The sequence below is a fragment of the Georhizobium sp. MAB10 genome, from assembly GCF_045012825.1.
GTDB classification, from domain to species: Bacteria; Pseudomonadota; Alphaproteobacteria; order Rhizobiales; family Rhizobiaceae; genus Georhizobium; species Georhizobium profundi.
The window spans coordinates 2,097,237-2,119,851 of record NZ_CP118314.1; the positions used below are offsets into that span (position 1 = coordinate 2,097,237).

The 22,615-nt window shown below is 62.3% G+C and carries 23 protein-coding genes; 12 read left to right on the forward strand and 11 right to left on the reverse strand.

All coding sequences use genetic code 11. From position 1 onward, the window contains the following. Positions 1-28 precede the first annotated feature (28 nt). Complete coding sequence (locus PU133_RS09760) at positions 29-922, reverse strand: LysR substrate-binding domain-containing protein (protein WP_404861569.1); 894 nt, start codon at positions 920-922, stop codon at positions 29-31. Between the two features lie 121 nt (positions 923-1,043). Here PU133_RS09760 and PU133_RS09765 point away from each other — a divergent pair, with 121 nt between their 5' ends. Next, a complete protein-coding gene (locus PU133_RS09765) occupies positions 1,044-1,238 on the forward strand; it encodes a hypothetical protein (RefSeq protein WP_404861570.1) in 195 nt (64 codons plus the stop codon). Here the strand turns inward: PU133_RS09765 and xdhC are convergent. From xdhC to PU133_RS09790, 5 genes are all read right to left on the reverse strand, one after another. Beyond that, positions 1,230-2,030, reverse strand: coding sequence for a xanthine dehydrogenase accessory protein XdhC (xdhC, locus tag PU133_RS09770; protein ID WP_404861571.1), 801 nt, complete (start codon positions 2,028-2,030; stop codon positions 1,230-1,232). The genes PU133_RS09765 and xdhC overlap by 9 nt on opposite strands. Further along, positions 2,027-4,372 (reverse strand): xanthine dehydrogenase molybdopterin binding subunit, encoded by a 2,346-nt coding sequence (gene xdhB, locus PU133_RS09775; protein WP_404864497.1) that lies wholly within the window; start codon positions 4,370-4,372, stop codon positions 2,027-2,029. Before xdhB ends, xdhC begins: the two co-directional genes overlap by 4 nt. A 13-nt stretch (positions 4,373-4,385) precedes the next feature. Then, positions 4,386-5,864: a xanthine dehydrogenase small subunit gene (xdhA, locus tag PU133_RS09780; protein ID WP_404861572.1), complete on the reverse strand. Its 1,479-nt coding sequence runs from the start codon at positions 5,862-5,864 to the stop codon at positions 4,386-4,388. A 74-nt stretch (positions 5,865-5,938) separates the two neighbouring features. Beyond that, entirely contained in the window at positions 5,939-7,039 is a 1,101-nt protein-coding gene (locus tag PU133_RS09785; RefSeq protein ID WP_404861573.1) for a patatin-like phospholipase family protein, read from the reverse strand. Further along, entirely contained in the window at positions 7,039-7,821 is a 783-nt protein-coding gene (locus tag PU133_RS09790) for a 3-hydroxybutyrate dehydrogenase (RefSeq protein WP_404861574.1), read from the reverse strand. Before PU133_RS09790 ends, PU133_RS09785 begins: the two co-directional genes overlap by 1 nt. 350 nt (positions 7,822-8,171) lie before the next feature. Between PU133_RS09790 and urtA the strand changes: the two genes are divergently transcribed. The 5 genes from urtA (at position 8,172) to urtE (ending at position 13,971) form a co-directional block, all read left to right on the forward strand. After that, entirely contained in the window at positions 8,172-9,440 is a 1,269-nt protein-coding gene (gene urtA, locus PU133_RS09795) for an urea ABC transporter substrate-binding protein (RefSeq protein WP_404864498.1), read from the forward strand. A 107-nt stretch (positions 9,441-9,547) separates the two neighbouring features. Next, a complete protein-coding gene (urtB, locus tag PU133_RS09800) occupies positions 9,548-11,188 on the forward strand; it encodes an urea ABC transporter permease subunit UrtB (protein WP_404861575.1) in 1,641 nt (546 codons plus the stop codon). After that, a complete protein-coding gene (gene urtC, locus PU133_RS09805) occupies positions 11,185-12,336 on the forward strand; it encodes an urea ABC transporter permease subunit UrtC (RefSeq protein WP_404861576.1) in 1,152 nt (383 codons plus the stop codon). Before urtB ends, urtC begins: the two co-directional genes overlap by 4 nt. A 5-nt stretch (positions 12,337-12,341) precedes the next feature. Beyond that, positions 12,342-13,112 (forward strand): urea ABC transporter ATP-binding protein UrtD, encoded by a 771-nt coding sequence (urtD, locus tag PU133_RS09810; RefSeq protein WP_404861577.1) that lies wholly within the window; start codon positions 12,342-12,344, stop codon positions 13,110-13,112. 163 nt (positions 13,113-13,275) lie between these two features. After that, positions 13,276-13,971, forward strand: coding sequence for an urea ABC transporter ATP-binding subunit UrtE (urtE, locus tag PU133_RS09815; protein WP_404861578.1), 696 nt, complete (start codon positions 13,276-13,278; stop codon positions 13,969-13,971). 15 nt (positions 13,972-13,986) lie between these two features. Here urtE and PU133_RS09820 read toward each other — a convergent pair whose 3' ends face one another. From PU133_RS09820 to PU133_RS09830, 3 genes are all read right to left on the reverse strand, one after another. Continuing rightward, on the reverse strand, positions 13,987-14,553 hold the full coding sequence (locus PU133_RS09820) for a superoxide dismutase family protein (protein ID WP_404861579.1): 567 nt from the start codon (positions 14,551-14,553) through the stop codon (positions 13,987-13,989). A 109-nt stretch (positions 14,554-14,662) separates the two neighbouring features. Then, on the reverse strand, positions 14,663-15,202 hold the full coding sequence (locus PU133_RS09825; RefSeq protein WP_404861580.1) for a hypothetical protein: 540 nt from the start codon (positions 15,200-15,202) through the stop codon (positions 14,663-14,665). Between the two features lie 105 nt (positions 15,203-15,307). Continuing rightward, a complete protein-coding gene (locus PU133_RS09830; protein WP_404861581.1) occupies positions 15,308-15,763 on the reverse strand; it encodes a MarR family winged helix-turn-helix transcriptional regulator in 456 nt (151 codons plus the stop codon). A gap of 91 nt (positions 15,764-15,854) precedes the next feature. Between PU133_RS09830 and hmgA the strand changes: the two genes are divergently transcribed. The 4 genes from hmgA to PU133_RS09850 are packed head-to-tail and all read left to right on the forward strand — an operon-like array spanning position 15,855 to position 20,049. Further along, positions 15,855-17,180 (forward strand): homogentisate 1,2-dioxygenase, encoded by a 1,326-nt coding sequence (gene hmgA, locus PU133_RS09835; protein WP_404861582.1) that lies wholly within the window; start codon positions 15,855-15,857, stop codon positions 17,178-17,180. Further along, entirely contained in the window at positions 17,177-18,079 is a 903-nt protein-coding gene (locus PU133_RS09840) for an MBL fold metallo-hydrolase (RefSeq protein WP_404861583.1), read from the forward strand. Before hmgA ends, PU133_RS09840 begins: the two co-directional genes overlap by 4 nt. Next, positions 18,076-19,092, forward strand: a complete 1,017-nt coding sequence (locus tag PU133_RS09845; protein ID WP_404861584.1) for a fumarylacetoacetate hydrolase family protein — start codon at positions 18,076-18,078, stop codon at positions 19,090-19,092. The genes PU133_RS09840 and PU133_RS09845 overlap by 4 nt, the downstream gene beginning before the upstream one ends. Positions 19,093-19,098: 6 nt before the next feature. Further along, entirely contained in the window at positions 19,099-20,049 is a 951-nt protein-coding gene (locus tag PU133_RS09850; RefSeq protein ID WP_404861585.1) for an MBL fold metallo-hydrolase, read from the forward strand. A 30-nt stretch (positions 20,050-20,079) separates the two neighbouring features. Here PU133_RS09850 and PU133_RS09855 read toward each other — a convergent pair whose 3' ends face one another. Then, complete coding sequence (locus PU133_RS09855) at positions 20,080-20,451, reverse strand: type II toxin-antitoxin system VapC family toxin (protein WP_404861586.1); 372 nt, start codon at positions 20,449-20,451, stop codon at positions 20,080-20,082. Then, entirely contained in the window at positions 20,448-20,672 is a 225-nt protein-coding gene (locus PU133_RS09860) for a type II toxin-antitoxin system Phd/YefM family antitoxin (protein ID WP_126009968.1), read from the reverse strand. Before PU133_RS09860 ends, PU133_RS09855 begins: the two co-directional genes overlap by 4 nt. Before the next feature lie 63 nt (positions 20,673-20,735). Between PU133_RS09860 and PU133_RS09865 the strand changes: the two genes are divergently transcribed. Beyond that, the gene (locus PU133_RS09865) at positions 20,736-22,355 is read left to right on the forward strand and encodes an FAD-dependent oxidoreductase (RefSeq protein ID WP_404861587.1); all 1,620 of its coding nucleotides are present in this window, start codon (positions 20,736-20,738) and stop codon (positions 22,353-22,355) included. Further along, a complete protein-coding gene (locus tag PU133_RS09870) occupies positions 22,352-22,549 on the forward strand; it encodes a DUF2783 domain-containing protein (RefSeq protein ID WP_404861588.1) in 198 nt (65 codons plus the stop codon). The genes PU133_RS09865 and PU133_RS09870 overlap by 4 nt, the downstream gene beginning before the upstream one ends. The last annotated feature ends 66 nt before the right edge of the window (positions 22,550-22,615 follow it).

Consider the following 22,615-nt stretch of genomic DNA (forward strand, 5'->3'; position numbering starts at 1 on the left):
GGCTGCGGAAAGGCCCTTGTGCACTGCATCAACCACCTTCGACGCCTGCCTGTGACAGAATCCAATTGCGAAAGGCACGGATCTGCGGGGCGTTGCGGCGGCTTTCCGCGTAGACGAGCCAGTGGGTGGCTGTGTTGTCCGTGCAAATGATGTCGAAGGGCTGGATCAGCTGGCCAAGCGCCAATTCGCTCGGATAAAATTCCGGTGTCAGAATGCCAACACCGATGCCGGCGATCGCCATGCCTGCTTCCAGCGCCTGTGCGCTCATCCGGTGGTCTGGTCGGCCTTTCAGCGCATCCGGGTCGAGACCTGCGGCATGCAGCCAGAGCGGCCACCAATGGTCGCGTGGCGCCAGAATCGGCAACTTGAGGATATCGGCCGGCTCCCTCACGCCGCCGATCGTTTCGGCGAGCGCTGGGCTCAGCATCGGCGTAAAGCGGATGTCCATCAATCTGTGGCGCGCCAGGCCCGGCCAGGGACCGGTGCCGACCCGGATTGCGACGTCGACCTCCTCACGGTCGAAATCGACATAATTCTGGGTGGTGACCAGCCTGACGGCGATCTCCGGATGGGCAAGCTGAAAGGAACCGAGCCGCGTAACCAGCCAGCGCGCCGCGAACGTCTGCAGGGTGTTGATGACGAGCGTGCGGGAGGTGTCATCGTTCAAGCCAGCGACAGCCTCTCGCATCGTGGCAAAGGCTTCCCGAACCTTCGGCGCGAGCCGCCCGCCCGCATCGCTGAGCACGATCTGGCGTGGTTTGCGCAGAAAGAGCGGCGTGCCGACACGATCCTCCAGAAGCTTGATCTGGTAGCTGACCGCCGATTGCGTCATGCCGAGCTCGTCGGCGGCGCGGGTGAAGCTCATGTGTCGGCTGACCGCCTCGAAGACACGCAGTGCGTTCAGCGGCGGCAGCGGGTCCATGCATAAGGCCTCTTAATGGGCGCTTGCGATCTTCCCATTGGATCGCCGGCTCGCTTCCAGCCTATCGTTACGGCACATCATCGACAACCAGCAAGACAAAGACGAGGCCGGAGATTTGGTCATGGAACGGGTGGACATCGTCCGCGCGCCGCTTTTCGCGCGCCTTTTTATACGCATCAGCCGGGAGCTGTCTGCGCATCTTCAGCGCCGGCCACGGATCAGTCGGATTGATCCGAAATCGCTGCCCGAGGATCGTCTTCGGGATTTGGGACTGATGCAAGGTCGTCGGCGGCGCGGCGATCCGGACTTATTCTGAAGCGAGCACGGCAACGAGTTCTGCGGCGACGAGTGCGGCAATGATCTCGGGTCGCTTGTCCGATAGCTTGGCACCGATCGGGCAGGTGAGCGCTTCCAAACGCTGTGGATTGCCGCCGTCGCGGCGGAATGCGCTCTGGAATGTTGCGCGCTTCGTATCCGAGCCGATCATGCCGACATAGGCGGCATCGCCGCGTTCCAGCGCTGACTTCGTGACGAGGAAGTCGAGCGCGTGCTCATGGGTGAAGACGACGAAAGCTGCACCGGCGGGCGCGGAGGCGACGACCTCTTCCGGCAGAGGCGTCAGTCTGGTTTCAATGGCTTCGGGGAGATCGATGAGCGTCTCGCCCCGTGTCTCGACGATGACCGTGCGGAACGGCAGCAGACTCAGCGCATGCGCCAGCGCCCGACCGACATGACCGGCGCCGAAAAGATAAACGTGTGGCCTCGCGGTGAGGTCGGCTGCGACGCGTTCGTGAACTTCTGAGTCTGCGGAATCGGTTAGCGCCCGGAATTCGAGCGACACATGACCCCCGCAGCACTGCCCAATTGCCGGACCGAGCGGTACGTCGAGCCGCATCTCCGCCTGCTCACCGGCAATGATCGCCCTTGCATGCGCGATTGCTGCGAATTCGAGCTGCCCGCCGCCGATCGTATTGAGAATGCCGCGTTGCCCGACCAGCATCCAGGCGCCGGCCTCGCGCGGCGCGGAACCTCTCGCTTCGACGATCGTCACGAGAACGGCAGCCCCCTCGGCTTCGATGAAGCCTTGGGCCGTTTCCGGCGTGATCATGCCGCGCCGGCTGCTTTCAGGCGCTCGATCGCCGTCAGCACGCGTTCCGGCGTTGCCGGAGCGTCGAGCCTCGGGCAGATGCGATAGTCGGCCGTGCTGGCCACAGCCATCGACAACGCCTCGAGCACCGAAACGGCAAGCATGAAGGGCGGTTCGCCCACGGCCTTCGAGCGGCGGACGGCGCGCTCGGCATTCTCCGACCATTCGGCAAGGCGCGTGTTGAAGATCAGCGGGCGGTCGGAAGCGAGCGGGATCTTGTAGGTGGAAGGTGCGTGGGTGCGCAGGCGCCCCTTGCCATCCCACCAGAGCTCTTCCGTCGTCAGCCAACCCATGCCCTGGATGAAGCCACCCTCGACCTGGCCGAGATCGATCGCCGGATTGAGCGACTTGCCGACGTCGTGAAGGATGTCGGTGCGCTCCACCTGGTATTCGCCCGTCAGCGTATCGATCGACACTTCCGAACAGGCTGCGCCATAGGCGTAGTAGTAGAACGGCCGACCCGTGCCCTTGTCGCGGTCCCAATGGATCTTCGGGGTCTTGTAGAAGCCTGCCGCGGAGAGTTGCACGCGGGCGACATAGGCCTGCTTGACCAGTTCGGCGAACGACATGGCATGCCCGCCGACATCGACACGGTTGGCCGAGAAGACGACCGATTCGGCTGGCACATCGTAGAAATCGGCAGCAAAGGCGATCAGCCGGTCCTTGATGGTGCGCGCGGCCACCTGCGCCGCCATGCCGTTCAGATCCGTGCCGGAGGAAGCGGCCGTCGCCGACGTATTTGGTACCTTGCCGGTCGTGGTCGCCGTGATCTTCACCCGATCGAGATCGATCTGGAACTCTTCCGCCACGATCTGCGCGACCTTGGTGAAGAGGCCCTGGCCCATCTCCGTGCCGCCGTGGTTCAGGTGCACCGAGCCATCGGTATAGACATGGACGAGCGCGCCGGCCTGGTTGAAATGTGTGGCGGTGAACGAGATGCCGAACTTCACCGGCGTCAGTGCGATGCCGCGCTTGATGATGCGACTTTCGCGATTAAACGCCAAGATTTCAGCACGACGCGCCTGATAGTCGCTCGAGGCCTCGAGTTCGTCCACGACGCGGTGGATGACATTGTCCTCCACCGTCTGGTGGTAGGGCGTTACGTTGCGATCGTCCGTGCCGTAAAAATTTGCGCGGCGCACCTCGAGCGGGTCCTTGCCGAGCGCATAGGCGATTTCCTCGATCACGCGCTCGCACGCTACCACGCCCTGCGGGCCGCCAAAGCCGCGGAAGGCGGTGTTGGAGACCGTGTTGGTGAAGAGCGGTGCCGAGACGGCTTTGACAGCCGGGTAATAGTAGGCGTTGTCGCAGTGAAACAGTGCGCGGTCCGTCACCGGCCCGGAAAGGTCGGAGGAGTAGCCGCAGCGCGCCGCATAGGTGTAGTCGATCGCCTGGATGCGGCCATTTGCGTCGAAGCCCACATCGTAATCGACGAGGAAGTCGTGGCGCTTTCCGGTGGCTACCATGTCGTCGTCGCGATCGGGCCTGACCTTCACGGCACGGCCGAAGCGCTTGGCCGCGACGGCAGCGACGGCAGCGAAAATGTTGCCCTGCGTTTCCTTGCCGCCGAAGCCGCCGCCCATGCGGCGCACTTCTACCGTCACCGCGTTCGAGGGGACGCCGAGCACATGGGCGACCATGTGCTGCACTTCGCTCGGATGCTGGGTGGAAGAGAAGACCTGGACATCGCCATCTTCGCCCGGAAGGGCCATGGCGATCTGGCCTTCCAGATAGAAGTGATCCTGACCGCCGATCCGCATCGTGCCGTCGAGCCGGTGCGGCGCGCTTTCGAGCGCTTGAGCAGCGTCGCCGCGCGCAAGCGTCAGCGGTGGCGTGACAAGGCGCGGATCGTCGGCGGTATCGAGAATGTCGATAACGGGTGGCCGCTCTTCGTAAGTGATCTCTGCCTTCAGGCATGCACGGCGTGCCGCGTCCCGCGTTTCGGCGATCACCGCGAAGATCGGCTGCCCGTGGAAGAGCACTTCCGTTTCGGCAAAGACTGGTTCGTCATGCCGGCCGGTGGGGCTGATGTCGTTCTCGCCTGGGATATCGACAGCCGTCAGCACGCCGACGACGCCCGGTGCTGCCCGCACCGCTTCGAGATCGACGGACAGGATCGCACCATTGGCAACGGTGGAAAGCCCGAGACAGCCGTGGAGCGTGCCGATCGGCTCGACCATGTCGTCGATATAGACCGCTTCGCCGGTGACATGCTTGTGCGCGGAATCGTGGCGCTGCGACACGTGCGCGCCGCCGCGGATCGTGGCGTCCGCCTCAAAGGCTTCGCCGCGAATGGGCTTCATCTCGTTCATCGGTTCACGCCTCCACCGCCGCAAAGCGCTTCAGGCTGGCCGTCTCACCCTGCTGCTCGAGAAAGAAGCGGCGCAGCAGGTTCTTGGCGGTCAGCATGCGATAGTCACTGGAGGCGCGCCAGTCGCTCAAGGGCTGATAATCGCTTTCAAAAGCGGGCAGGGCGGCGTCGATCGTCTCAATGCTCCAGTCCCGGCCGATAAGGGCCGCCTCGACGTGCCGCGCGCGCTTCGGTGTCGCCGCCACGCCGCCGAAGGCGATGCGCGCATCGGTGATGCGATCGGCCTTGATCGTCAGCTTGAAGGCGCCGGCGAGTGCCGAGATGTCCTCGTCGCGGCGTTTGGAGATTTTGTAGACGGCGAAAATCTCGTTGTTGCGAAGTTTCGGAACGTCGATCCGTTCGACGAACTCGCCGGGCTGGCGGTCCTGCTTGCCGTAGTCGATGAAGAACGCTTCCAGCGGCATGGTCCTGCGCGTTCCCGCCTGGTTGAGCGTAACGGTCGCTCCGAGCGCGATCAGCGGCGGCGGCGTATCGCCGATCGGCGAGCCATTGGCGACGTTGCCGCCGATCGTGCCCATATTGCGCACCTGGTCGCCGCCGATCCGGTCGAAATAGGCGCGCATCGCCGGATAGGTTTCGGAAAGAATGGCGCTCGCATCGCTGTAACTCACCGTCGCACCGATCCGGATGCCCTCAACCGTTTCCTCGATCGCGTCAAGTCCATCGACCTGCTTGACGAAAATCAGCGGACCGATGGGGCGCATCTGCTTGGTGACCCAGAGGCCGACATCCGTGGAGCCTGCGACGATCGTCGCCGTCGGGTTGGCCGAGAAACTCTGTGCCAGATCGTCGATGTTGGCGGGCAGGATCAGCCGATCGGCGCTTTCACCCATGTCGACCGTCTCGTCGGTCTGCCATTCGGCCAGTTGGGAATGCACGGCATCGCGTTCGGCCTGAAGCGGATCGGACGTTGCCTGGGAAATTTCCGCCATCGCCTCGGCAGCGCGGACGATCGGCTCGTAGCCGGTGCAGCGGCAGAGATTGCCTTGCAGTGCCTTTTCGATCGTGGGCCGGCTCGGCCGCGCATCCCGCATCCACAGCGCATAAAGCGCCATCACGATGCCGGGCGTGCAGAAACCGCACTGCGATCCGTGGTGGTCGACCATCGCCTGCTGCACGGGATGCAACGTGCCGTCCTTTCCCTTCAAATGCTCGATGGTCACGACATGGCAGCCGTCGAGCGAAGCGACGAAGCGGATGCAGGAGGTCACGGTTTCGTAGACCAGGACGCCATCGCGGTTCAGACGTCCGACAAGCACCGTGCACGCCCCGCAATCGCCTTCCGCACAACCTTCCTTGGTGCCGGTCAGGCGCCGTTCGAGCCGCAGGAAGTCGAGCAGCGTCTCGGTCGGACGAAGCGTGTTCAACGTCACGGTCCGGTCATTCAGGCGGAAGCGGATATGGGTGCGGGTGCTCAGGGTCATGGGTCCAGGAATCTTTGCGAAGCCTTCAGACTAGCCTAGCCGCCGACGATGCGAAAGCGATTCCGCTTTTCGCCCTAGACGCCGGATCCGGCTAGATATTCGTTCTTCAGGTCGACCGTTGCTCGTTCGCCCAGATCGTCGAAATGGCGATCGAGCCACTCCATCGCATAGAGACGTCCGCGATCGCGCAGATCCTGCAGGAAGCCCCAGCCGAGCTCGAATTTCGATGCCACGTCGAGGTCTTCGAGCGCATCATCGGATCGGATCGAGTGGACCAGAATCTTCTTCAGTCGATCCTTGTACTCATCCTTCAGCCATTCCTCGTCGATCAGCCGTGCCACGAAGTCGATGGCGCGGAATTCGCGCACGAGCGAGGCGTTGAAGGACACCTCGTTGATGCGGTTCATGATGTCGGGGGCAGACATCGGCACGTCGTCGCGCACCATGGGATTGATGTGGACGACCACCACGTCACGGCTCGTGCATTTGTAGAAGAACGGGAACAGCGCCGGATTGCCGGTGTAGCCTCCGTCCCAGTAGTGCTCGCCATCGATCTCGACGGCCTTGTAGATGAAGGGCAGGCATGCCGAGGCCATCACGGCATCGAGCGTCACATCCTCATTGGTGAAGACCTTCACCTTGCCGGTACGGACATTCGTGGCGGAGATGAAGAGCTTCGTCGACTTGCACGCGTGCAGCTTCTCGAAGTCGACGGAGCGAGCGACGAGATCGCGCAGCGGATTGAGGTTCAGCGGGTTCCACTCATAGGGCGAGAACATCCGCGTCAGATTGTCGAAGGTGTTGAAGGTGAGGGACGAGTTCATCGAATACGGACCGAGAAGCTTCTCCCATGGCAGTTGCTTCACCGGCGAAAAGACCTCGCCGGCGAGGCTCATGTCGCGCCAGAAGCGCTCGAGCGCTTCGCGTGCACCGTCGCGGCCGCCTTCCATGTTGCCATAGGCGTAGATGGCAGCGTTCATCGCGCCGGCAGATGTGCCGGAAATGCCCTCGATCTCGATCCGCCCGTCATCGAGCAGCCCATCGAGCACGCCCCAGGTGAAGGCGCCGTGCGCGCCGCCGCCCTGCAAGGCGAGGTTGACGGTCTTGGTGGCGGATCTCTTCGATCGAGGTGCCGACGGCTTGTCCTCGGCGGCGGGCGCTTGCTCTTCCAGCATCACTGCGCCGTCCAGCCGCCATCGACCGAGATCGACGTTCCTGTAATGGATTTGGCCGAAGGCGTCGTCAGGAACAGCGCGATGTCGGCGACTTCCTCGATGCTGACGAATTCTTTGGTCGGTTGAGCTTTGAGGATGACGTTTTCCTTCACCTCATCCTCGGTCATGCCGCGCTCGCGAGCGGTGTCGGCGATCTGTCCTTCGACCAGCGGCGTCTCGACATAGCCCGGGCAGATCGCGTTGATCGTGATGCCGTTTTCGGCGGTTTCCAGCGCCACGGTCTTCGTCAGGCCGAGAATGCCATGCTTGGCCGCCACATAGGCCGATTTATATGGCGAAGCGACGAGCCCGTGGGCGGAAGCAATGTTGATGATGCGACCGAAGCCACGTTTCTTCATACCGGGAAGCGCGGCGCGGATGGTGTGAAACGCGCTCGTGAGATTGATCGCGATAATCGCGTCCCACTTCTCGATCGGGAATTCCTCGATCTTTGAGACATGCTGAATGCCGGCGTTGTTCACCAGAACGTCGACCGTCCCAAACTCCTTCTCCGTTGAATGGACGAGATCGGCGATCTCCTTCGGCTTGGTCATATCGGCGCCGTTGAACACGACCTTGCCTTTCGTAAGTTTCTGCACTTCGGCCACGGCTTTGGCCGCATCCTCGTCCTTCACCAAGCCGTTCAGCACGATGTTCATGTCCGAGCGGGCGAGCGCCTTCGCGATCCCGAGACCGATGCCGCTGGTCGAGCCAGTGATGATGGCGGTGTGGCGCTTTTCCATGGGCAGGTCTCCTTCGTGATTGTGCAATGCAACATATAAAGCGCCTCCCGTCTTCCTTCCAGTGTGTGGAGACAGGACATCTTGTGAAGATGAAAAAATGTGCAGGCTTTATTTGGCGTACAAACTTTGATCAATTTTGGCTTCGTGCGCCCATATCGTGGGCAACCGGCCTGCCGCATCGGCCGAAGAGCGGGCCATCGAACGCCGCGAAATCCAAAGATGAACAGTCTCTTACCGAGCGCCCGCAAGCCTCCGGTTGAGTTGGCACGCCGTTTGCTCGGTTTGTTGCGGTGCATATGAAACCGTTGGAGGGAAAACGGATGGCCGCTACCAATAAGAAATGGGTCATGATGACTGCCGCTGCGGCGCTTGCTGCGTCGACGGCTTGGACGGGTGCCTTTGCGCAGGAGGAAGGCCCGATCAAGGTCGGCATTCTCCACTCGCTCTCCGGCACGATGGCGATTTCGGAGACGACGCTCAAGGACGTCATGCTGATGCTCATCGAGCAGCAGAACGAGAAGGGCGGGCTTCTCGGTCGTCAGCTCGAACCGGTCGTCGTCGACATCGCTTCGGACTGGCCTCTGGCTGCCGAAAAGGCGCGCGAACTGATCGAAGTCGAAGAAGTCGATGCCGTCTTCGGCTGCTGGACGTCGGTCTGCCGCAAGTCGGTTCTGCCGGTCTTCGAAGAGCTGAACTCGCTGATGTTCTACCCGGTCCAGTACGAGGGCGAGGAAAGTCAGCGCAACGTCTTCTACACCGGCGCATCGCCGAACCAGCAGGCCATTCCGGCGGTCGACTACCTCATGAACGAAGTCGGCGTCGAGCGTTGGGTGCTCGCCGGTACCGACTACGTTTATCCGCAAACCACGAACAAGATCCTCGAGCAGTACCTCAAGGATGCCGGCGTTGCCGATGAAGACATCATGATCAACTACACTCCGTTCGGTCATTCCGACTGGCAGACGATCGTGTCCGACATCAAGACGTTCGGCTCGTCCGGCAAGCCGACGGCGGTCGTCTCGACCATCAACGGCGATGCCAACGTGCCGTTCTACCGTGAACTGGGTAACCAGGGCATCGACGCCGTCGACATCCCGGTTGTCGCGTTCTCGGTCGGCGAAGAAGAGCTCGCCGGCCTCGACACCGCTCCGCTGGTCGGCCATCTTGCCGCCTGGAACTACTTCATGTCGGTCGACACGCCTGAAAATGCCGAGTTCATCGAAGCCTGGCATGCCTTCATCGGCGACGAAGAGCGCGTGACCAACGATCCGATGGAAGCGCACTATATCGGCTTCAACATGTGGGTCGCGGCCGTCGAGAAGGCCGGTTCGACCGAGCCGGATGCCGTCATCGAGAACATCGTCGGCGTGGAAGTTCCAAACCTTACCGGCGGCACAGCCGTCATGCTGCCGAACCACCACATCACCAAGCCGGTGCTCATCGGTGAGATCCAGGCCGACGGCCAGTTCGACGTCGTCTGGGAAACCGATGGTCTCGTCGAGGGCGACGCCTGGTCCGACTTCCTGCCGGAATCGGCTGTTCTCGAAGCGGATTGGACGGAGCCGGTCATGTGCGGCAACTTCAACACCGAAACTCAAACATGCGGCAGCGGTTCCTGACATCCTTCCCGTCAGGTCCGCAAATGGACGGGAGGCGGCTTCAAGTCGCCTCCCGTGCCTTCTGATCGGAAACCGCCGTCCTCCCGTTTCCTGCTGAAAGTTGCTCCATGACAGTCGACCGTGCCATCGCACGTTGCGTCGCCGGATTTGCCTTCCTGTTGATGTCGTTGATCGCGGCATTCGCGCAGGAGGAAACTATTCCGCCCGGCAGCCCTGCCATCGATCTATTGCGCCAGCTGCCAGAGGGCAGCTTCCGTGATCGCGGCGAGGTTATCCGTGCACTCGCGGATACCGGCGAAGTGGCACTGGTGCCTATCCTGCGCGCACTGGAGGCCGGAAGCCTGTTCGTCGTTACCGAAACAGGCCAGATCGTGACGACCCAAGCCGATGGCGACGGCGTCATCGCCACCGACGTCGCGACGGGTGAAGAGATCGGAGCGCTCGCATCCTCGGCGGTCGAGCAGATCCGCGTCAACAATCTCATCCGCCGCGAAGTGCGAACGGCCGTCAGCCAGCTCACCCTGATGAGCCCCAATCCGGCGCGCCGGATCGCCGCTGCGCGCGACATGTATGCGTCCGCCAATGCCGACAGCGTTGAAACGCTGGATGCCGCGCTGGCCGCAGAAGATGACGATGCCGTACGCGCGGTGATGGAAGAGGTGCGCGCCGTCGCCATCTTGCGCAGCGACGCGTCTCCGGAAGAATTCGAAGCCGCAGTTTCCACGATCGTTGCGCGCGGAGGGAGCCAGTCGATCGGCATCCTGCAGGGAGCGCTGTCGACGGCATCGGAGGAACTGCAGCCGACCATCCAGGCCGGGATTGCCGCGATCGAGCGAAATCTCGCCCTTTGGAACGTCGCCCAGAACATCTGGTACGGGCTCTCGCTCGGCTCGGTGCTGCTGCTTGCGGCTATCGGCCTTGCCATCACCTTCGGCGTCATGGGCGTCATCAACATGGCGCATGGCGAGATGGTGATGCTCGGCGCCTATACGACATTCGTCGTTCAGCAGGTGATCCGCACCTCGTACCCGGAGCTGTTCGACTGGTCGCTCGCCATCGCCCTGCCTCTGGCCTTCGTCGTGACCGGCATCGTCGGCATTGCCATCGAGCGTGGCGTCATCCGCTTTCTCTACGGCCGTCCGCTGGAAACGCTCCTCGCCACCTGGGGTATTTCGCTCATCCTGCAGCAGTCGATCCGCACCATCTTCGGCGCGTCGAACCGCGAAGTCGGCAATCCATCCTGGATGTCGGGCGCGTTCCAGTTCGGCGGGCTTTCGATCACCAACAACCGGCTATGGATCATCGTTTTCTCGCTGGTCGTGTTCGCCGTGCTCCTTTTCGTCATGAAGAAGACTGCGCTCGGCCTGCAGATGCGCGCCGTTACCCAGAATCGCCGCATGGCGTCCTCGATGGGCATCCGCACGCCTTTCGTCGACGCAATGACCTTTGGTCTCGGCTCCGGCATCGCGGGTCTTGCAGGCGTCGCGCTGTCGCAGATCTCCAACGTGTCGCCCAATCTCGGCCAGACCTACATCATCGACAGCTTCATGGTCGTGGTCTTCGGCGGGGTCGGCAATCTCTGGGGCACGCTGGTCGGCGCCATGACGCTCGGTGTCTTCAACAAGTTCCTTGAGCCTTATACCGGCGCGGTTCTGGCCAAGGTGCTGGTGCTCGTCGCCATCATTCTCTTCATCCAGAAACGTCCTCGCGGCCTGTTCGCGCTCAAGGGCAGGGCGGTGGAAGCATGATCACGCACGCACTCCTTCGCGGTCTCGATGGCAAGGCCTGGCTCGTCGTCTCGATCCTCGTTGCCGTCGCGATCTTCGTCCCGGCCTCGAACCTGCTGCTCTCGCCGGGTCATCCGCTCTACGTGCCGAACTATCTCGTCGCACTCATGGGCAAATATCTCTGCTACGCGATGCTGGCGCTCGCGCTCGACCTCGTCTGGGGCTATTGCGGGATCCTGTCGCTCGGCCATGGCGCCTTCTTCGCTCTCGGCGGCTATGCCATGGGCATGTATCTCATGCGCCAGATCGGCAACCGCGGCGTTTACGGCAATGCCGAGCTGCCCGACTTCATGGTGTTCCTCAACTGGACGGAGCTGCCCTGGTACTGGTGGGGCTTCGACATGTTCTGGTTCGCCATGCTGATGGTCATGGTCGTTCCCGGTCTTCTCGCTTTCGTCTTCGGCTGGTTCGCGTTCAGAAGCCGTGTCACCGGCGTCTATTTGTCGATCATCACCCAGGCGATGACCTACGCGCTTCTGCTCGCCTTCTTCCGCAACGACATGGGGTTTGGCGGCAATAACGGCCTGACGGACTTCCGCGAAATCCTCGGCTTCTCGATCCGGGCGCCGGAAACGCGGGCGTCGCTCTTTGCCGCCACCGCAATCATGCTGGCCATCGCCTTCGTCGTGTGCTCGGCGATTGTCAATTCCAAGCTCGGCAAGCTGATGATCGCGGTGCGTGATGCGGAAAGCCGCACACGCTTTCTCGGCTACCGTCCCGAATATGTGAGGCTCTTCGCCTTCGTCGTTTCTGCAGTCATCGCCGGAATTGCAGGGGCGCTCTACGTGCCGCAGGTGGGGATCATCAATCCCGGTGAATTCGCGCCTGCAAACTCCATCGAGGTGGTGGTCTGGACAGCACTTGGCGGGCGCGGCACGCTGATCGGGCCGATCATCGGAGCGATCCTGGTCAACGTCACAAAGTCCTATTTCACGATCGCCTATCCCGACCTCTGGCTGTTTGCCCTCGGTGCGCTCTTCGTCTTCGTCACCATCTTCCTGCCCAAGGGCATCCTCGGTATCGCCACGGGCCTGATGGCGCGCTTCGATCGGCGACGCCTGCCTCCCGAGCCCACCGCTGACGCGGCTAAACCGACACCGGCGGAGTGACAGCCATGAATGTTCAGGCATCCCCGGATCGCGCGGAAGACCGGCCGCTGCTTTATCTCAACGGCGTTTCGGTCTCCTTCGATGGTTTCCGCGCCATCAACAATCTCTCGCTGTACCTGGAACGTGGGGAGATGCGGGCGATCATCGGCCCAAACGGCGCCGGCAAGACGACGATGATGGACATTATCACCGGCAAGACACGCCCCGACAGCGGCGAGGTCTTCTTCGATGGCACGATTGATCTGACGCAGCATGACGAGCCCGCAATCGCGACGTTCGGCATAGGCCGCAAATTCCAGAAGCCGACGGTCTTCGAAAGCCATACGGTCGAGGACAATCTGCTCATGGCGCTGCAGGGCAGTCGCGGTGTTCTCGGCCAGCTGTTCTATCGGCTGAACCGCGACGACGCTGCCAAGATCTCAGAAATCCTCGAGACGACGCGACTTTCGCCCCGCCGCAACGACCTCGCCGCCAATCTCAGCCATGGCCAGAAGCAATGGCTCGAGATCGGCATGCTTCTCGCGCAGAACCCCAAGCTTCTGCTGGTCGACGAGCCGGTGGCGGGCATGACCGATGCCGAGACGGAAGAGACGGCGCGGCTTTTGAAGGAGATCGCGCAGGACCATTCCGTCATCGTCGTCGAACACGACATGCACTTCGTGCGCGAACTCGGCGTCAAGGTCAGCTGCTTGCACGAAGGATCGGTGTTGTCTGAAGGATCGCTCGATCATGTCAGCAAGGATCCACGCGTCATCGAAGTCTATCTTGGGCGTTAGGAGGAAGTGATGGGATTTTGGCACGGATTGCGGGTGCTCATGCAGCCTCTGCCCACGGCGAAGCCGGCGCATATGGAGTTGCGCTTAAGTGGGCTGGTGCCCGCGCCGCACATCGTGTGGGCTTCGCAGCCGAAGTCTGCGGCCATCGACAGGGGCAGCGAAGATGCTTGAGGTCGAAGGCGCGAACCTTCATTACGGCGCGGCTCAAGCGCTGCGCGGCGTGTCCATGAAAGCGGAGCCCGCGAAGATCACGTGTGTGCTTGGCCGAAACGGCGTTGGCAAGACCAGCCTCATGCGCGCGATCGTCGGCCATCATCCCTTGAGTTCAGGCATCGTGCGCTTCGAGGGCCGCGAATTCGGCCGGCGCGCCGCCTACGATCGCGCCCGTTCGGGCATTGCGTTCGTGCCGCAGGGCAGGGAGATTTTTCCGCTGCTGACAGTTCGAGAGAACCTCGAGACGGGATTTGCGCCCCTGAAGCGCGACCAGAAGACCATCCCCGACCATGTGTTTGAGCTGTTTCCGGTTCTGAACGACATGCTCGGTCGCCGCGGCGGGGATTTGTCGGGTGGCCAGCAGCAACAGCTGGCGATCGGTCGGGCGCTCGTCACGCGACCGAAGCTTTTGGTTCTGGATGAGCCGACAGAAGGCATCCAGCCGTCCATCATCAAGGATATTGGCCGGGCGATCCGCTATCTGCGCGACAGCGCGGGCCTCGCAATCGTCCTCGTCGAGCAGTATCTGGATTTCTGCCGCGAGCTTGCAGACGAGGTCTACATCATGGATCGCGGCGAAGTGGTTCACCAGGGGCCGGCGGAGGATCTCGATCGCCAAGACGTCCGCCGGCACCTGACCGTATAGGCTAACGCAGCTTTATCAGTTGGCGGCTTCGATAACGCCGCAGGCAATGCGGTCGCCGCTGTTGCCGGCCGGATCGGTCAGGTAGTCGTCGGGCCCTGCATGGATGATGAAGGCCGCACCGTCATCGTCCAAGATGACCGTGCCGCTATCTCCTGACAGAGCGATATCCGAAACGAAGAACTCGGCGTGCGCGATGCCGTCTTCCTGGACATGCACGTTCGGCAGATCGCCCGGATGCGGACCATTGGGGTTCAGCACACCATGCTCGCCACCGCCCGAAACGTGACCGCCGGCGGCCTCATGGCCACCTTCGGCATCGCATGTGCCGGTCTCGTGAAGATGCACGCCGTGCGGTCCGGGTTCGAGCCCGCTGGCTTCGATCTTGATGATGACGATGCCCGTCGGCGTTTCCGTCAAAGTCACAGTGCCTTCGATGCCGTCGCCCTCAAGCGTGGCTGTGGCTGTGACCAGATCGCCCGTTTCTTCAGGCATGCCCGCCGCATCCTGGGCCATGGCGGCCGAGGCCATGGCCAAAGGGGAAATCGTGGCCGCAAGGAAGGTCGCGCACAAAAGCTTCTTCATCGTCGTCTCCGTAAAAAAATTGGGATTGAAGTACCGGGAGGACCTGGCCGTCTTGGCCGACAAAAAAGGCTGCCGCTGGTTGCGGCAGCCTCCAAAGTTTGAGGGTGACTTACTGCGTCACGACCACTTCGCAGATTTCGACCAAGGCACCGGTTACGGTAACGGCGTCGGCACATTGCGCGAGCACCAGTTGCTGCTCTTCAGGTGTCAGTGAAGAAAAGGCCGCCATGATCTGATCGGGTGCAACGGCCTCGGTGCGCGTTGAGTCGGTGAAGAAATCATCAGCCGAGGAGCCCAGATTCCCGAAAACGCCTTCGGTCTCGACGCCCGTGTCAACGTCGACTTCCGTATCTGTATCGAGCTCTCCATCGATTTCGGCGTCTGTGCCAGTCGCCGTGCCCGCGTCAACGCCCGCATCGACATCGGCGCCAGCGCCGGCGTCGACCCCGGTGTCCGTGCCGGCACCAGCGTCGGTGTCAGTTCCAGCACCGGCATCCGCACCTGCGCCAGCGTCGGCACCTCCAGCTTCGGCACCGCCGCCAGCACTCGCGCCGCCACCGGCTTCAGAGCCGCCGCCTGCGTCCTGGGCAAAGGCAGCGCCGGTCATCAGCGCGAGGCTCATTGTGGATGCGAGAAGTAGCTTTTTCATTGCTTTATCCTCTGTCAGTCATTGTCCCTGTGTCATCCCAACGCGATCTATCCTCGCCTGTTCCCGATCGCACCGCAGGTTAGCGAGGCCTCACATTCGAACGGCCTAACGCTCGCTGGGGCTACCGTCGCCCGCATAACGCTCCAGTGCAGCCATGGCCCCGACCAGATGGTTCGTGGCCTCGGGGCCGATCGCCGACAGCAGCCTCGACTCGTAAGTGCGGGCCATGCTCGAAAGCTCCTGAAAGCGCAGGCCGCCCTCACGCGTCAGTTGCAGCCGTTCCACCCGTCGATCTGCATCATCTGTCGTCCGGCTGATCCATCGACGTTTCTCCAGAGAAAACACGGCGCGGCTGACCTTCGTCTTGTGCATGGACGAGTGCGCGCCGATCGCCGTCGCCGTGATCGTGCCGAACTGGCCGATGGTGGCGAAGACGCGCCATTCGGGCCGAGTCAGACGGTGGCGCTCGCGGTAGAGCGCGGCAAAATCGCGGCTGACGATTTCGGCCGCGCGGGCCAGCCGGTAGGGCAGGAATTCTTCCAGTTTCAAGGTCGATGTCACGATCGTCTCTCTCGCTCGGCGGTGGCTTGATAGTTACAAAATATAACGGTTACATCCGCAACGAATTTCACGTGGGTGGGAGGAGACCGCCATGTCGCCGCGCTACATGCCGGGTTTCGGCAATGATTTCGAAACGGAATCGCTGCCCGGCGCTTTGCCCCAGGGCCGCAACTCACCCCAGAGGCCAGCCTATGGGCTCTATGCCGAGCAGCTGTCAGGCTCTCCCTTCACGGCACCACGCGGCACCAATGAGCGGTCCTGGCTCTACCGCATCCGCCCGAGCGTGAAGCACACGGGCCGGTTCTCGCGGATCGACATGCCGTTCTGGAAGAGTGCGCCTTGTCTCGATGACCATTCGCTGGCGCTCGGCCAGTTACGATGGGATCCCGTGCCGGCTCCAGACGGACCGACGAACTTCCTGGCCGGCATCCGCACGATGACCACGGCCGGGGATGCGATCGGCCAGGTGGGTATGGCCGCCCATGCCTATGTGTTCAACCAGGACATGGTCGACGACTATTTCTTCAATGCGGACGGCGAAATGCTGATCGTTCCTCAGGATGGCACGATCCGCATCTTCACCGAAATGGGCGTCATCGACGTGGAGCCGCAGGAAATCGCGCTGCTGCCGCGTGGCATGATGGCGAAAGTCTCGATCGTCGAGCCGGGCAGGGACGGCTTTGCCCGCGGCTATATCTGTGAGAATTACGGCGCGAAGTTCACGCTGCCGGATCGTGGGCCGATTGGTGCCAACTGCCTCGCCAATCCGCGCGACTTCAAGACGCCGGTTGCCGCTTACGAAGACAAGGAAACGCCCTGCCGCGTGACCGTGAAATGGTGCGGTCAGTTCCATGTCACCGAGATTGGGCATTCGCCGCTCGATGTCGTCGCCTGGCACGGCAACTACACGCCCTACAAATACGATTTGCGCACATTCTCGCCCGTCGGCGCGATCCTCTTCGATCATCCGGACCCGTCGATCTTCACGGTGTTGACGGCGCCGACGGAGGAGGCGGGTACGGCGAATGTCGATTTCGTTATCTTCCCGCCGCGCTGGATGGTGGCGGAAAACACGTTCCGTCCGCCTTGGTATCATCGCAACATCATGAGCGAATTCATGGGCCTGATCACCGGCCAGTACGATGCCAAGGAAAAGGGTTTCGTGCCGGGTGGTGTGAGCCTGCACAACATGATGCTGGCGCATGGTCCCGACGCGCCGGGCTTCGACAAGGCCTCCAACGCCGAATTGAAGCCGGTGAAGCTCGAAAACACCATGGCGTTCATGTTCGAGACGCGGTTTACGCAGCAGCTGACCCGCTACGCGGCGGAACTGGAGACGCTGCAGGACGACTACATGGATTGCTGGAACGGCCTGGAACGGCGCTTCGACGGAACACCGGAGGGCCGCTCTTCGTGAAGGAGCGCCTCGTTCTTCTGGGCACGAAAGGCGGTCCTGCCATCCGCCCGTTGCCCCACGGCGGCAGCGGGCCATGGCCGACGTCATCCCTGCTTGAGATTGGGGGGCGACGGATCATCATCGACTGCGGCCTCGGCGTCACGCGTGGTCTGGTCGATGCCGGCGTCCGGCTGGCCGAACTCGATCTGATCTTCATCACCCATCTGCACTCCGATCATGTTCTGGAACTCGGCCCGCTCATCCACACGGCCTGGACAGCGGGGCTGAAGACGCCTGTGACGGTCCATGGTCCGGCGGGTACTGCCGATTATTTTGCCGGCTTCCTCGCGTCCATGCGGTTCGACATCGAGCTCAGGATCGCGGACGAGGGGCGACCGGATCTTCCTGACCTCATCCGCATCATCGAGTTTTCCGAGGGTGCCGTGCTCGAAGAGGATGGGCTGAGCGTGAGGGCGCTCAGAGTCGACCATCCGCCGGTGACCGATTGCTTCGCGTTGCGCTTCGAGACCGACGATACGCGGATCGTCTTTTCGGCCGACACAGCCTACTTTGCCCCGCTTGCCACCTTCGCCCGTGGCGCCGATATCCTTGTCCATGAAGCCATGCTGGCGGCTGGCGTCGACCGGCTCGTCGCGCGTACCGGCAATGGTGATCGGCTGAAGCAGCATCTGATGGCAAGCCACACGATGGCGGAGGATGCTGGCCGCATCGCCACTATGGCCGATGTTGGTCACCTCGTTCTGCATCATCTCATCCCGGCGGACGACCCGGAATTTTCCGAAGCCGACTGGCTGGCGGCAGTCGCCGAGACGTGGGACGGTCGCATCACCATAGGCCAAGACGGCCTGGAGATCGCATTGCCGGCCGCAAAGGCCGAAACCGGGAGAGAGAGCGCATGAAACTGGCAACCCTGAAGGACCGCACACGGGACGGCCGGCTGGTCGTGGTGTCGAAGGATCTGACGCTGTGTTCGGAGGTCGGCCATATTGCGCGCACGCTGCAGGCCGCGCTCGACGATTGGGCGCATGTCGCCCCCCGTCTCAAGCGCGTATACGATGGCATGATGACCGGGTCGCAGCCCACCATGCGTTTCCACGAGCATGATGCGCAGTCGCCGCTGCCGCGCGCTTACCAGTGGGCGGATGGTTCGGCCTACGTCAATCACGTCGAACTGGTGCGCAAGGCCCGGGGCGCCGAGATGCCGGCAAGCTTCTGGGAAGACCCGCTGATTTACCAGGGAGGATCCGACAGCTTCCTGCCTCCGCGCGATCCGATCCGCATGGCGGACGAAGCCTATGGCATCGACATGGAAGGCGAGATCGCCGTCATCGTCGACGACGTGCCGATGGGGGCATCTATCGATGAAGCCCGCGCGGCGATAAGGCTCGTGATGCTCGTCAACGACGTCTCGTTGCGCGGCCTTATCCCCGGCGAACTGGCGAAAGGCTTCGGCTTCTTCCAGTCCAAACCGTCATCCGCCTTTTCTCCCGTCGCCGTGACGCCCGACGAGCTAGGCGACGCGTGGGACGGCGGCAAGCTGCATCTTCCGCTTTCGGTCGATCTCAATGGCAAGCCCTTCGGCCGGGCCGATGCCGGCAAGGACATGACTTTCGATTTCCCTCAACTGATCGCCCATGCTGCGAAGACCCGGCCCTTGTCGGCCGGCACGATCATCGGTTCCGGTACCATTTCCAACAAGCTCGGTGGTGCGCCAGGCAAGCCGGTCGGCGAGGGCGGGGTCGGATATTCCTGCATCGCGGAAATCCGCATGATCGAAACGATTGCCGGCGGCAAGCCGCTGACGCCGTTCATGAAATTCGGCGATACGGTCCGCATCGAAATGAAAGACAAGACCGGTCACTCGATCTTCGGAGCGATCGAGCAGACGGTCGAGAAATACGAAAAGGAATAGATCACGATGGCTAAAGCGTTCGCGTCGCAAGGCGACATGGCCGACAAGAAGATTTCGTTCACCGAGGTGGGCCGGGATCTCTGGGCGTTCACCGCCGAAGGCGACCCCAATACGGGCGTGATCATCGGTGACGACAGCGTCATGATCGTCGATGCGCAGGCGACCCCACGGCTGGCCAACATGGTCGTCGAAAAGGTTCGTTCCGTCACCGACAAGCCGATCAAGCATGTGGTGCTGACGCATTATCACGCGGTGCGGGTGCTCGGTGCCTCGGCCTATGCGGCTTCCGAGATCATCATGTCCGACAAGGCGCGCGCGATGGTCGTCGAGCGTGGTCAGGAGGACTGGGACTCAGAATTCGAGCGCTTTCCCCGGCTGTTCCAGGGCCATGAGAGCATCCCGGGCCTCACCTGGCCGACGCAGACATTCGCGGGCCGCATGACGGTCCATCTCGGCAAGCGGCGCGTCGATCTCATGCATCTCGGCCGTGCGCACACTGCCGGCGACATCGTCGCCTACGTTCCGGATGAGAACGTGATGTTTACCGGCGACATCGTCGAATATCACTCGGCCTGCTACTGCGGCGATGGCCATTTCGCCGACTGGGGCGGCACGCTCGACGCCATCAAGGCCTTCGATGTCGATGCGATCGCGCCGGGCCGCGGCGATGCGCTTGTTGGAAAGGCGCTCGTGGGCGAGGCGATCGAAAACACACGCGATTTTGTCGACAGCACCTTCCGCCCGGCAAAGCGCATCGCCGCACGCGGTGGCTCGCTGAAAGAGACATGGGATGCGGTGCGCGCCGATTGCGATCCGAAATTCGCCAGCTACGCCATCTACGAGCACTGCCTCCCGTTCAACGTCGCCCGCGCCTTTGACGAGGCCCGTGGCATCGACACGCCGCGTATTTGGACGGCCGAACGCGACAAGGCGATGTGGAACGCGCTGCAAGCCTGACGGAGATGAAACAAAGACCGTTGCCCGGTTTCAAGCGATATCCACCGTATATCGCTTGAGCTGCCTGTCAGCCGTCAGAATGGTCAAGCCAACCGTCTTTGCCTGGGCGATGAGAAGCCGATCGAAGGGATCGCGATGATGCTGCGGCAGGTCTTTCAGAGCGTCGATATGCGCCAGCTCGATCGGCAGAATGGAGAAGCCGGCGCTCTCGATCTTTTCGTTCAGCCTTGGCGGCGCCTCAAGCTTTCCCAGCGCAGTCTTGATCGCGATTTCCCAAAGCGAAGCGATGCTGACGAAGATCAACGCGTCGGAATTCAGGATCGCCGTATGCTGTTCGGAAAGCTCATCCGATCCATCAAGCGCCCAGATCAGGACATGAGTATCCGCCAGATAGGCGGTCACTTGATATACTCGTCCCATTCGGGACCAAGCACATCGAAATCTTCTGCGATTTTGAACTGGCCCTTGAACGCACCGATCCTCGGCAGACGTTCCACCGGCTTCTCCGCGCTGACCTTCACATACGGCTTGCCATGCCGCGTCACGACGATGTCTTCGCCGGCGGCTGCCTTGCGCAGGATTTCGGACAAATTCGCCTTCATTTCCGCAACGGTGACGTTCATGGCGAGCTCCAAGAATTATGGCCATAATTTAGGCCATACCCGCTATTTCCGCAAGGAAGCCTGATGCCGAGCTTCACCCACACGCCGTTCGAAGTCACTTGTCCGCCGGAGCTTACAGCCGGGGCGGTGCCCGAGCGGTACCCGGTCGTCATCGTCGGGGCAGGGCCGATCGGTCTGGCTCTCGCGATCGATCTCGCGCTGAAGGGCGTGGCTTCCGTCGTGCTTGACGACAACGACGTTGTATCGGTCGGTTCGCGGGCCATCTGCTGGGCGAAGCGGTCGCTCGAAATCTTCGATCGTCTCGGCGTCGCCGATCGCATGCTGGCGAAGGGCGTCACCTGGAAGGTCGGCCGGTTGTTTCACCGCGACCGCGAGGTCTACAATTTCGATCTGCTGCCTGAAGCCGGGCACAAGATGCCGGCGTTCATCAACCTCCAGCAATATTACGTCGAGCAGTATCTCGTCGACCGGTGCCGGGACTTCCCGGATCTGATCGATTTGCGCTTCCGCAACAAGGTTGTGGCGCTGCGCCAGCAGGGCGATGGCGCGCGTCTTTCGGTGGAGACGCCATTCGGCGCCTACGACCTGACTGCAGACTGGCTGATGGCTTGCGATGGCTCGAGGTCGCCGCTGCGCACCATTATGGGCCTCACGTTCAGCGGCCGGCTGTTCGAAGAGCGCTTCCTCATCGCCGACATCCGATTGGAGGACGAGCTTTTTGCCTCCGGCGAGGCTGAGCGGCATTTCTGGTTCGAGCCTCCGTTTCACGAGGGGCAATCGGCGCTTCTCCACAAGCAGCCCGACAACATCTACCGCATCGACCTTCAACTTGGCTGGGATGCCGATCCCGTCGAAGAGAAGCAACCGGAGAAGGTGCTTCCGCGCATCCGCGCCATCGTCGGCGACAGGCCGTTCGAACTCGACTGGGTCTCGGTCTACACGTTCCAGTGCCGCCGGCTCGATCGGTTCGTGCATGGCCGTGTCGTTTTTGTCGGCGACAGCGCTCATGTTGTGTCGCCCTTCGGCGCGCGCGGCGGTAATGGCGGCATGCACGATATCGATAATCTCGGCTGGAAGCTTGCGGCGGTCGTCCAGGGCAAGGCACCGGAGACGTTGATCGAGAGCTACAACGAAGAGCGCGTCCACGGCGCCGACGAGAACATCGCGCACTCGGCCAATGCGACGAATTTCATGACTCCGAAGACGGAGATGGAGCGCATCTTCCGCGATGAGGTTCTTCGGCTTGCGGCCGACGCGCCCTTTGCCCGGCGTCTCGTCAATTCTGGTCGGCTGTCGCTGCCCTGTTCGCTGGAAGGGCTGTCGCTGCAGACGCCGTGCGACGCCGACGCACCCGTCAAGCCGGGCACTGTTCTGCCCGATGCGCCGCTGCTCAAGGGCAACCGCTCGACCTGGCTGCTCAACGAGATCGGCGGCGAATTCTGCCTGCTGACAACGGAACGTGACCGGCCAATGTCGCACGGCTTGCCGATGGTCCAGATCGCGGCCGATGCTTCGGCCGGCGACGACTGCCTGATCGATCTGGACGGCCATGCTTTCAAACGGCTCGGTCAGGGTTTCACCTATCTTGTTCGGCCGGACCAGCACATCGCGGCAGCGTTCGTCGCCCCCAGCGTCAACGACATTGCCACTGCACACCAACGGGCGCTTGGAGGCGGCCGATGACCGACATTCTGCAAGACCGGCTGGGCCCCGCCGGCGATCGGTTCTATGCCGAGCTCATGGCGGCGCAACGCGCTCTCTCCAACGAGGAAGCACAGCGCTTCAATGCACGGCTCATCCTCCTGATGGCGAACGCCATAGGCGATGGCGAGACGCTCTCGGCGCTGATCCGTGAGGCTGCGCGGCACAAGGCCTGAAGCCTCTTCCGTTTTGGCGGCGGAGCGCCTATCCCTCGCGCTCCAACGCATGAAGGGAGATTGCGC

Excerpts from the sequence above, each read along its gene's own strand:
- PU133_RS09760 (WP_404861569.1), bottom strand. The coding sequence starts at position 922 with ATGGACCCGCTGCCGCCGCTGAACGCACTGCGTGTCTTCGAGGCGGTC.
- PU133_RS09765 (WP_404861570.1), top strand. The coding sequence starts at position 1,044 with ATGGAACGGGTGGACATCGTCCGCGCGCCGCTTTTCGCGCGCCTTTTT.
- xdhC (WP_404861571.1), bottom strand. The coding sequence starts at position 2,030 with ATGATCACGCCGGAAACGGCCCAAGGCTTCATCGAAGCCGAGGGGGCT.
- xdhB (WP_404864497.1), bottom strand. The coding sequence starts at position 4,372 with ATGAAGCCCATTCGCGGCGAAGCCTTTGAGGCGGACGCCACGATCCGC.
- xdhA (WP_404861572.1), bottom strand. The coding sequence starts at position 5,864 with ATGACCCTGAGCACCCGCACCCATATCCGCTTCCGCCTGAATGACCGG.
- PU133_RS09785 (WP_404861573.1), bottom strand. The coding sequence starts at position 7,039 with ATGCTGGAAGAGCAAGCGCCCGCCGCCGAGGACAAGCCGTCGGCACCT.
- PU133_RS09790 (WP_404861574.1), bottom strand. The coding sequence starts at position 7,821 with ATGGAAAAGCGCCACACCGCCATCATCACTGGCTCGACCAGCGGCATC.
- urtA (WP_404864498.1), top strand. The coding sequence starts at position 8,172 with ATGACTGCCGCTGCGGCGCTTGCTGCGTCGACGGCTTGGACGGGTGCC.
- urtB (WP_404861575.1), top strand. The coding sequence starts at position 9,548 with ATGACAGTCGACCGTGCCATCGCACGTTGCGTCGCCGGATTTGCCTTC.
- urtC (WP_404861576.1), top strand. The coding sequence starts at position 11,185 with ATGATCACGCACGCACTCCTTCGCGGTCTCGATGGCAAGGCCTGGCTC.
- urtD (WP_404861577.1), top strand. The coding sequence starts at position 12,342 with ATGAATGTTCAGGCATCCCCGGATCGCGCGGAAGACCGGCCGCTGCTT.
- urtE (WP_404861578.1), top strand. The coding sequence starts at position 13,276 with ATGCTTGAGGTCGAAGGCGCGAACCTTCATTACGGCGCGGCTCAAGCG.
- PU133_RS09820 (WP_404861579.1), bottom strand. The coding sequence starts at position 14,553 with ATGAAGAAGCTTTTGTGCGCGACCTTCCTTGCGGCCACGATTTCCCCT.
- PU133_RS09825 (WP_404861580.1), bottom strand. The coding sequence starts at position 15,202 with ATGAAAAAGCTACTTCTCGCATCCACAATGAGCCTCGCGCTGATGACC.
- hmgA (WP_404861582.1), top strand. The coding sequence starts at position 15,855 with ATGTCGCCGCGCTACATGCCGGGTTTCGGCAATGATTTCGAAACGGAA.
- PU133_RS09845 (WP_404861584.1), top strand. The coding sequence starts at position 18,076 with ATGAAACTGGCAACCCTGAAGGACCGCACACGGGACGGCCGGCTGGTC.
- PU133_RS09850 (WP_404861585.1), top strand. The coding sequence starts at position 19,099 with ATGGCTAAAGCGTTCGCGTCGCAAGGCGACATGGCCGACAAGAAGATT.
- PU133_RS09860 (WP_126009968.1), bottom strand. The coding sequence starts at position 20,672 with ATGAACGTCACCGTTGCGGAAATGAAGGCGAATTTGTCCGAAATCCTG.
- PU133_RS09865 (WP_404861587.1), top strand. The coding sequence starts at position 20,736 with ATGCCGAGCTTCACCCACACGCCGTTCGAAGTCACTTGTCCGCCGGAG.
- PU133_RS09870 (WP_404861588.1), top strand. The coding sequence starts at position 22,352 with ATGACCGACATTCTGCAAGACCGGCTGGGCCCCGCCGGCGATCGGTTC.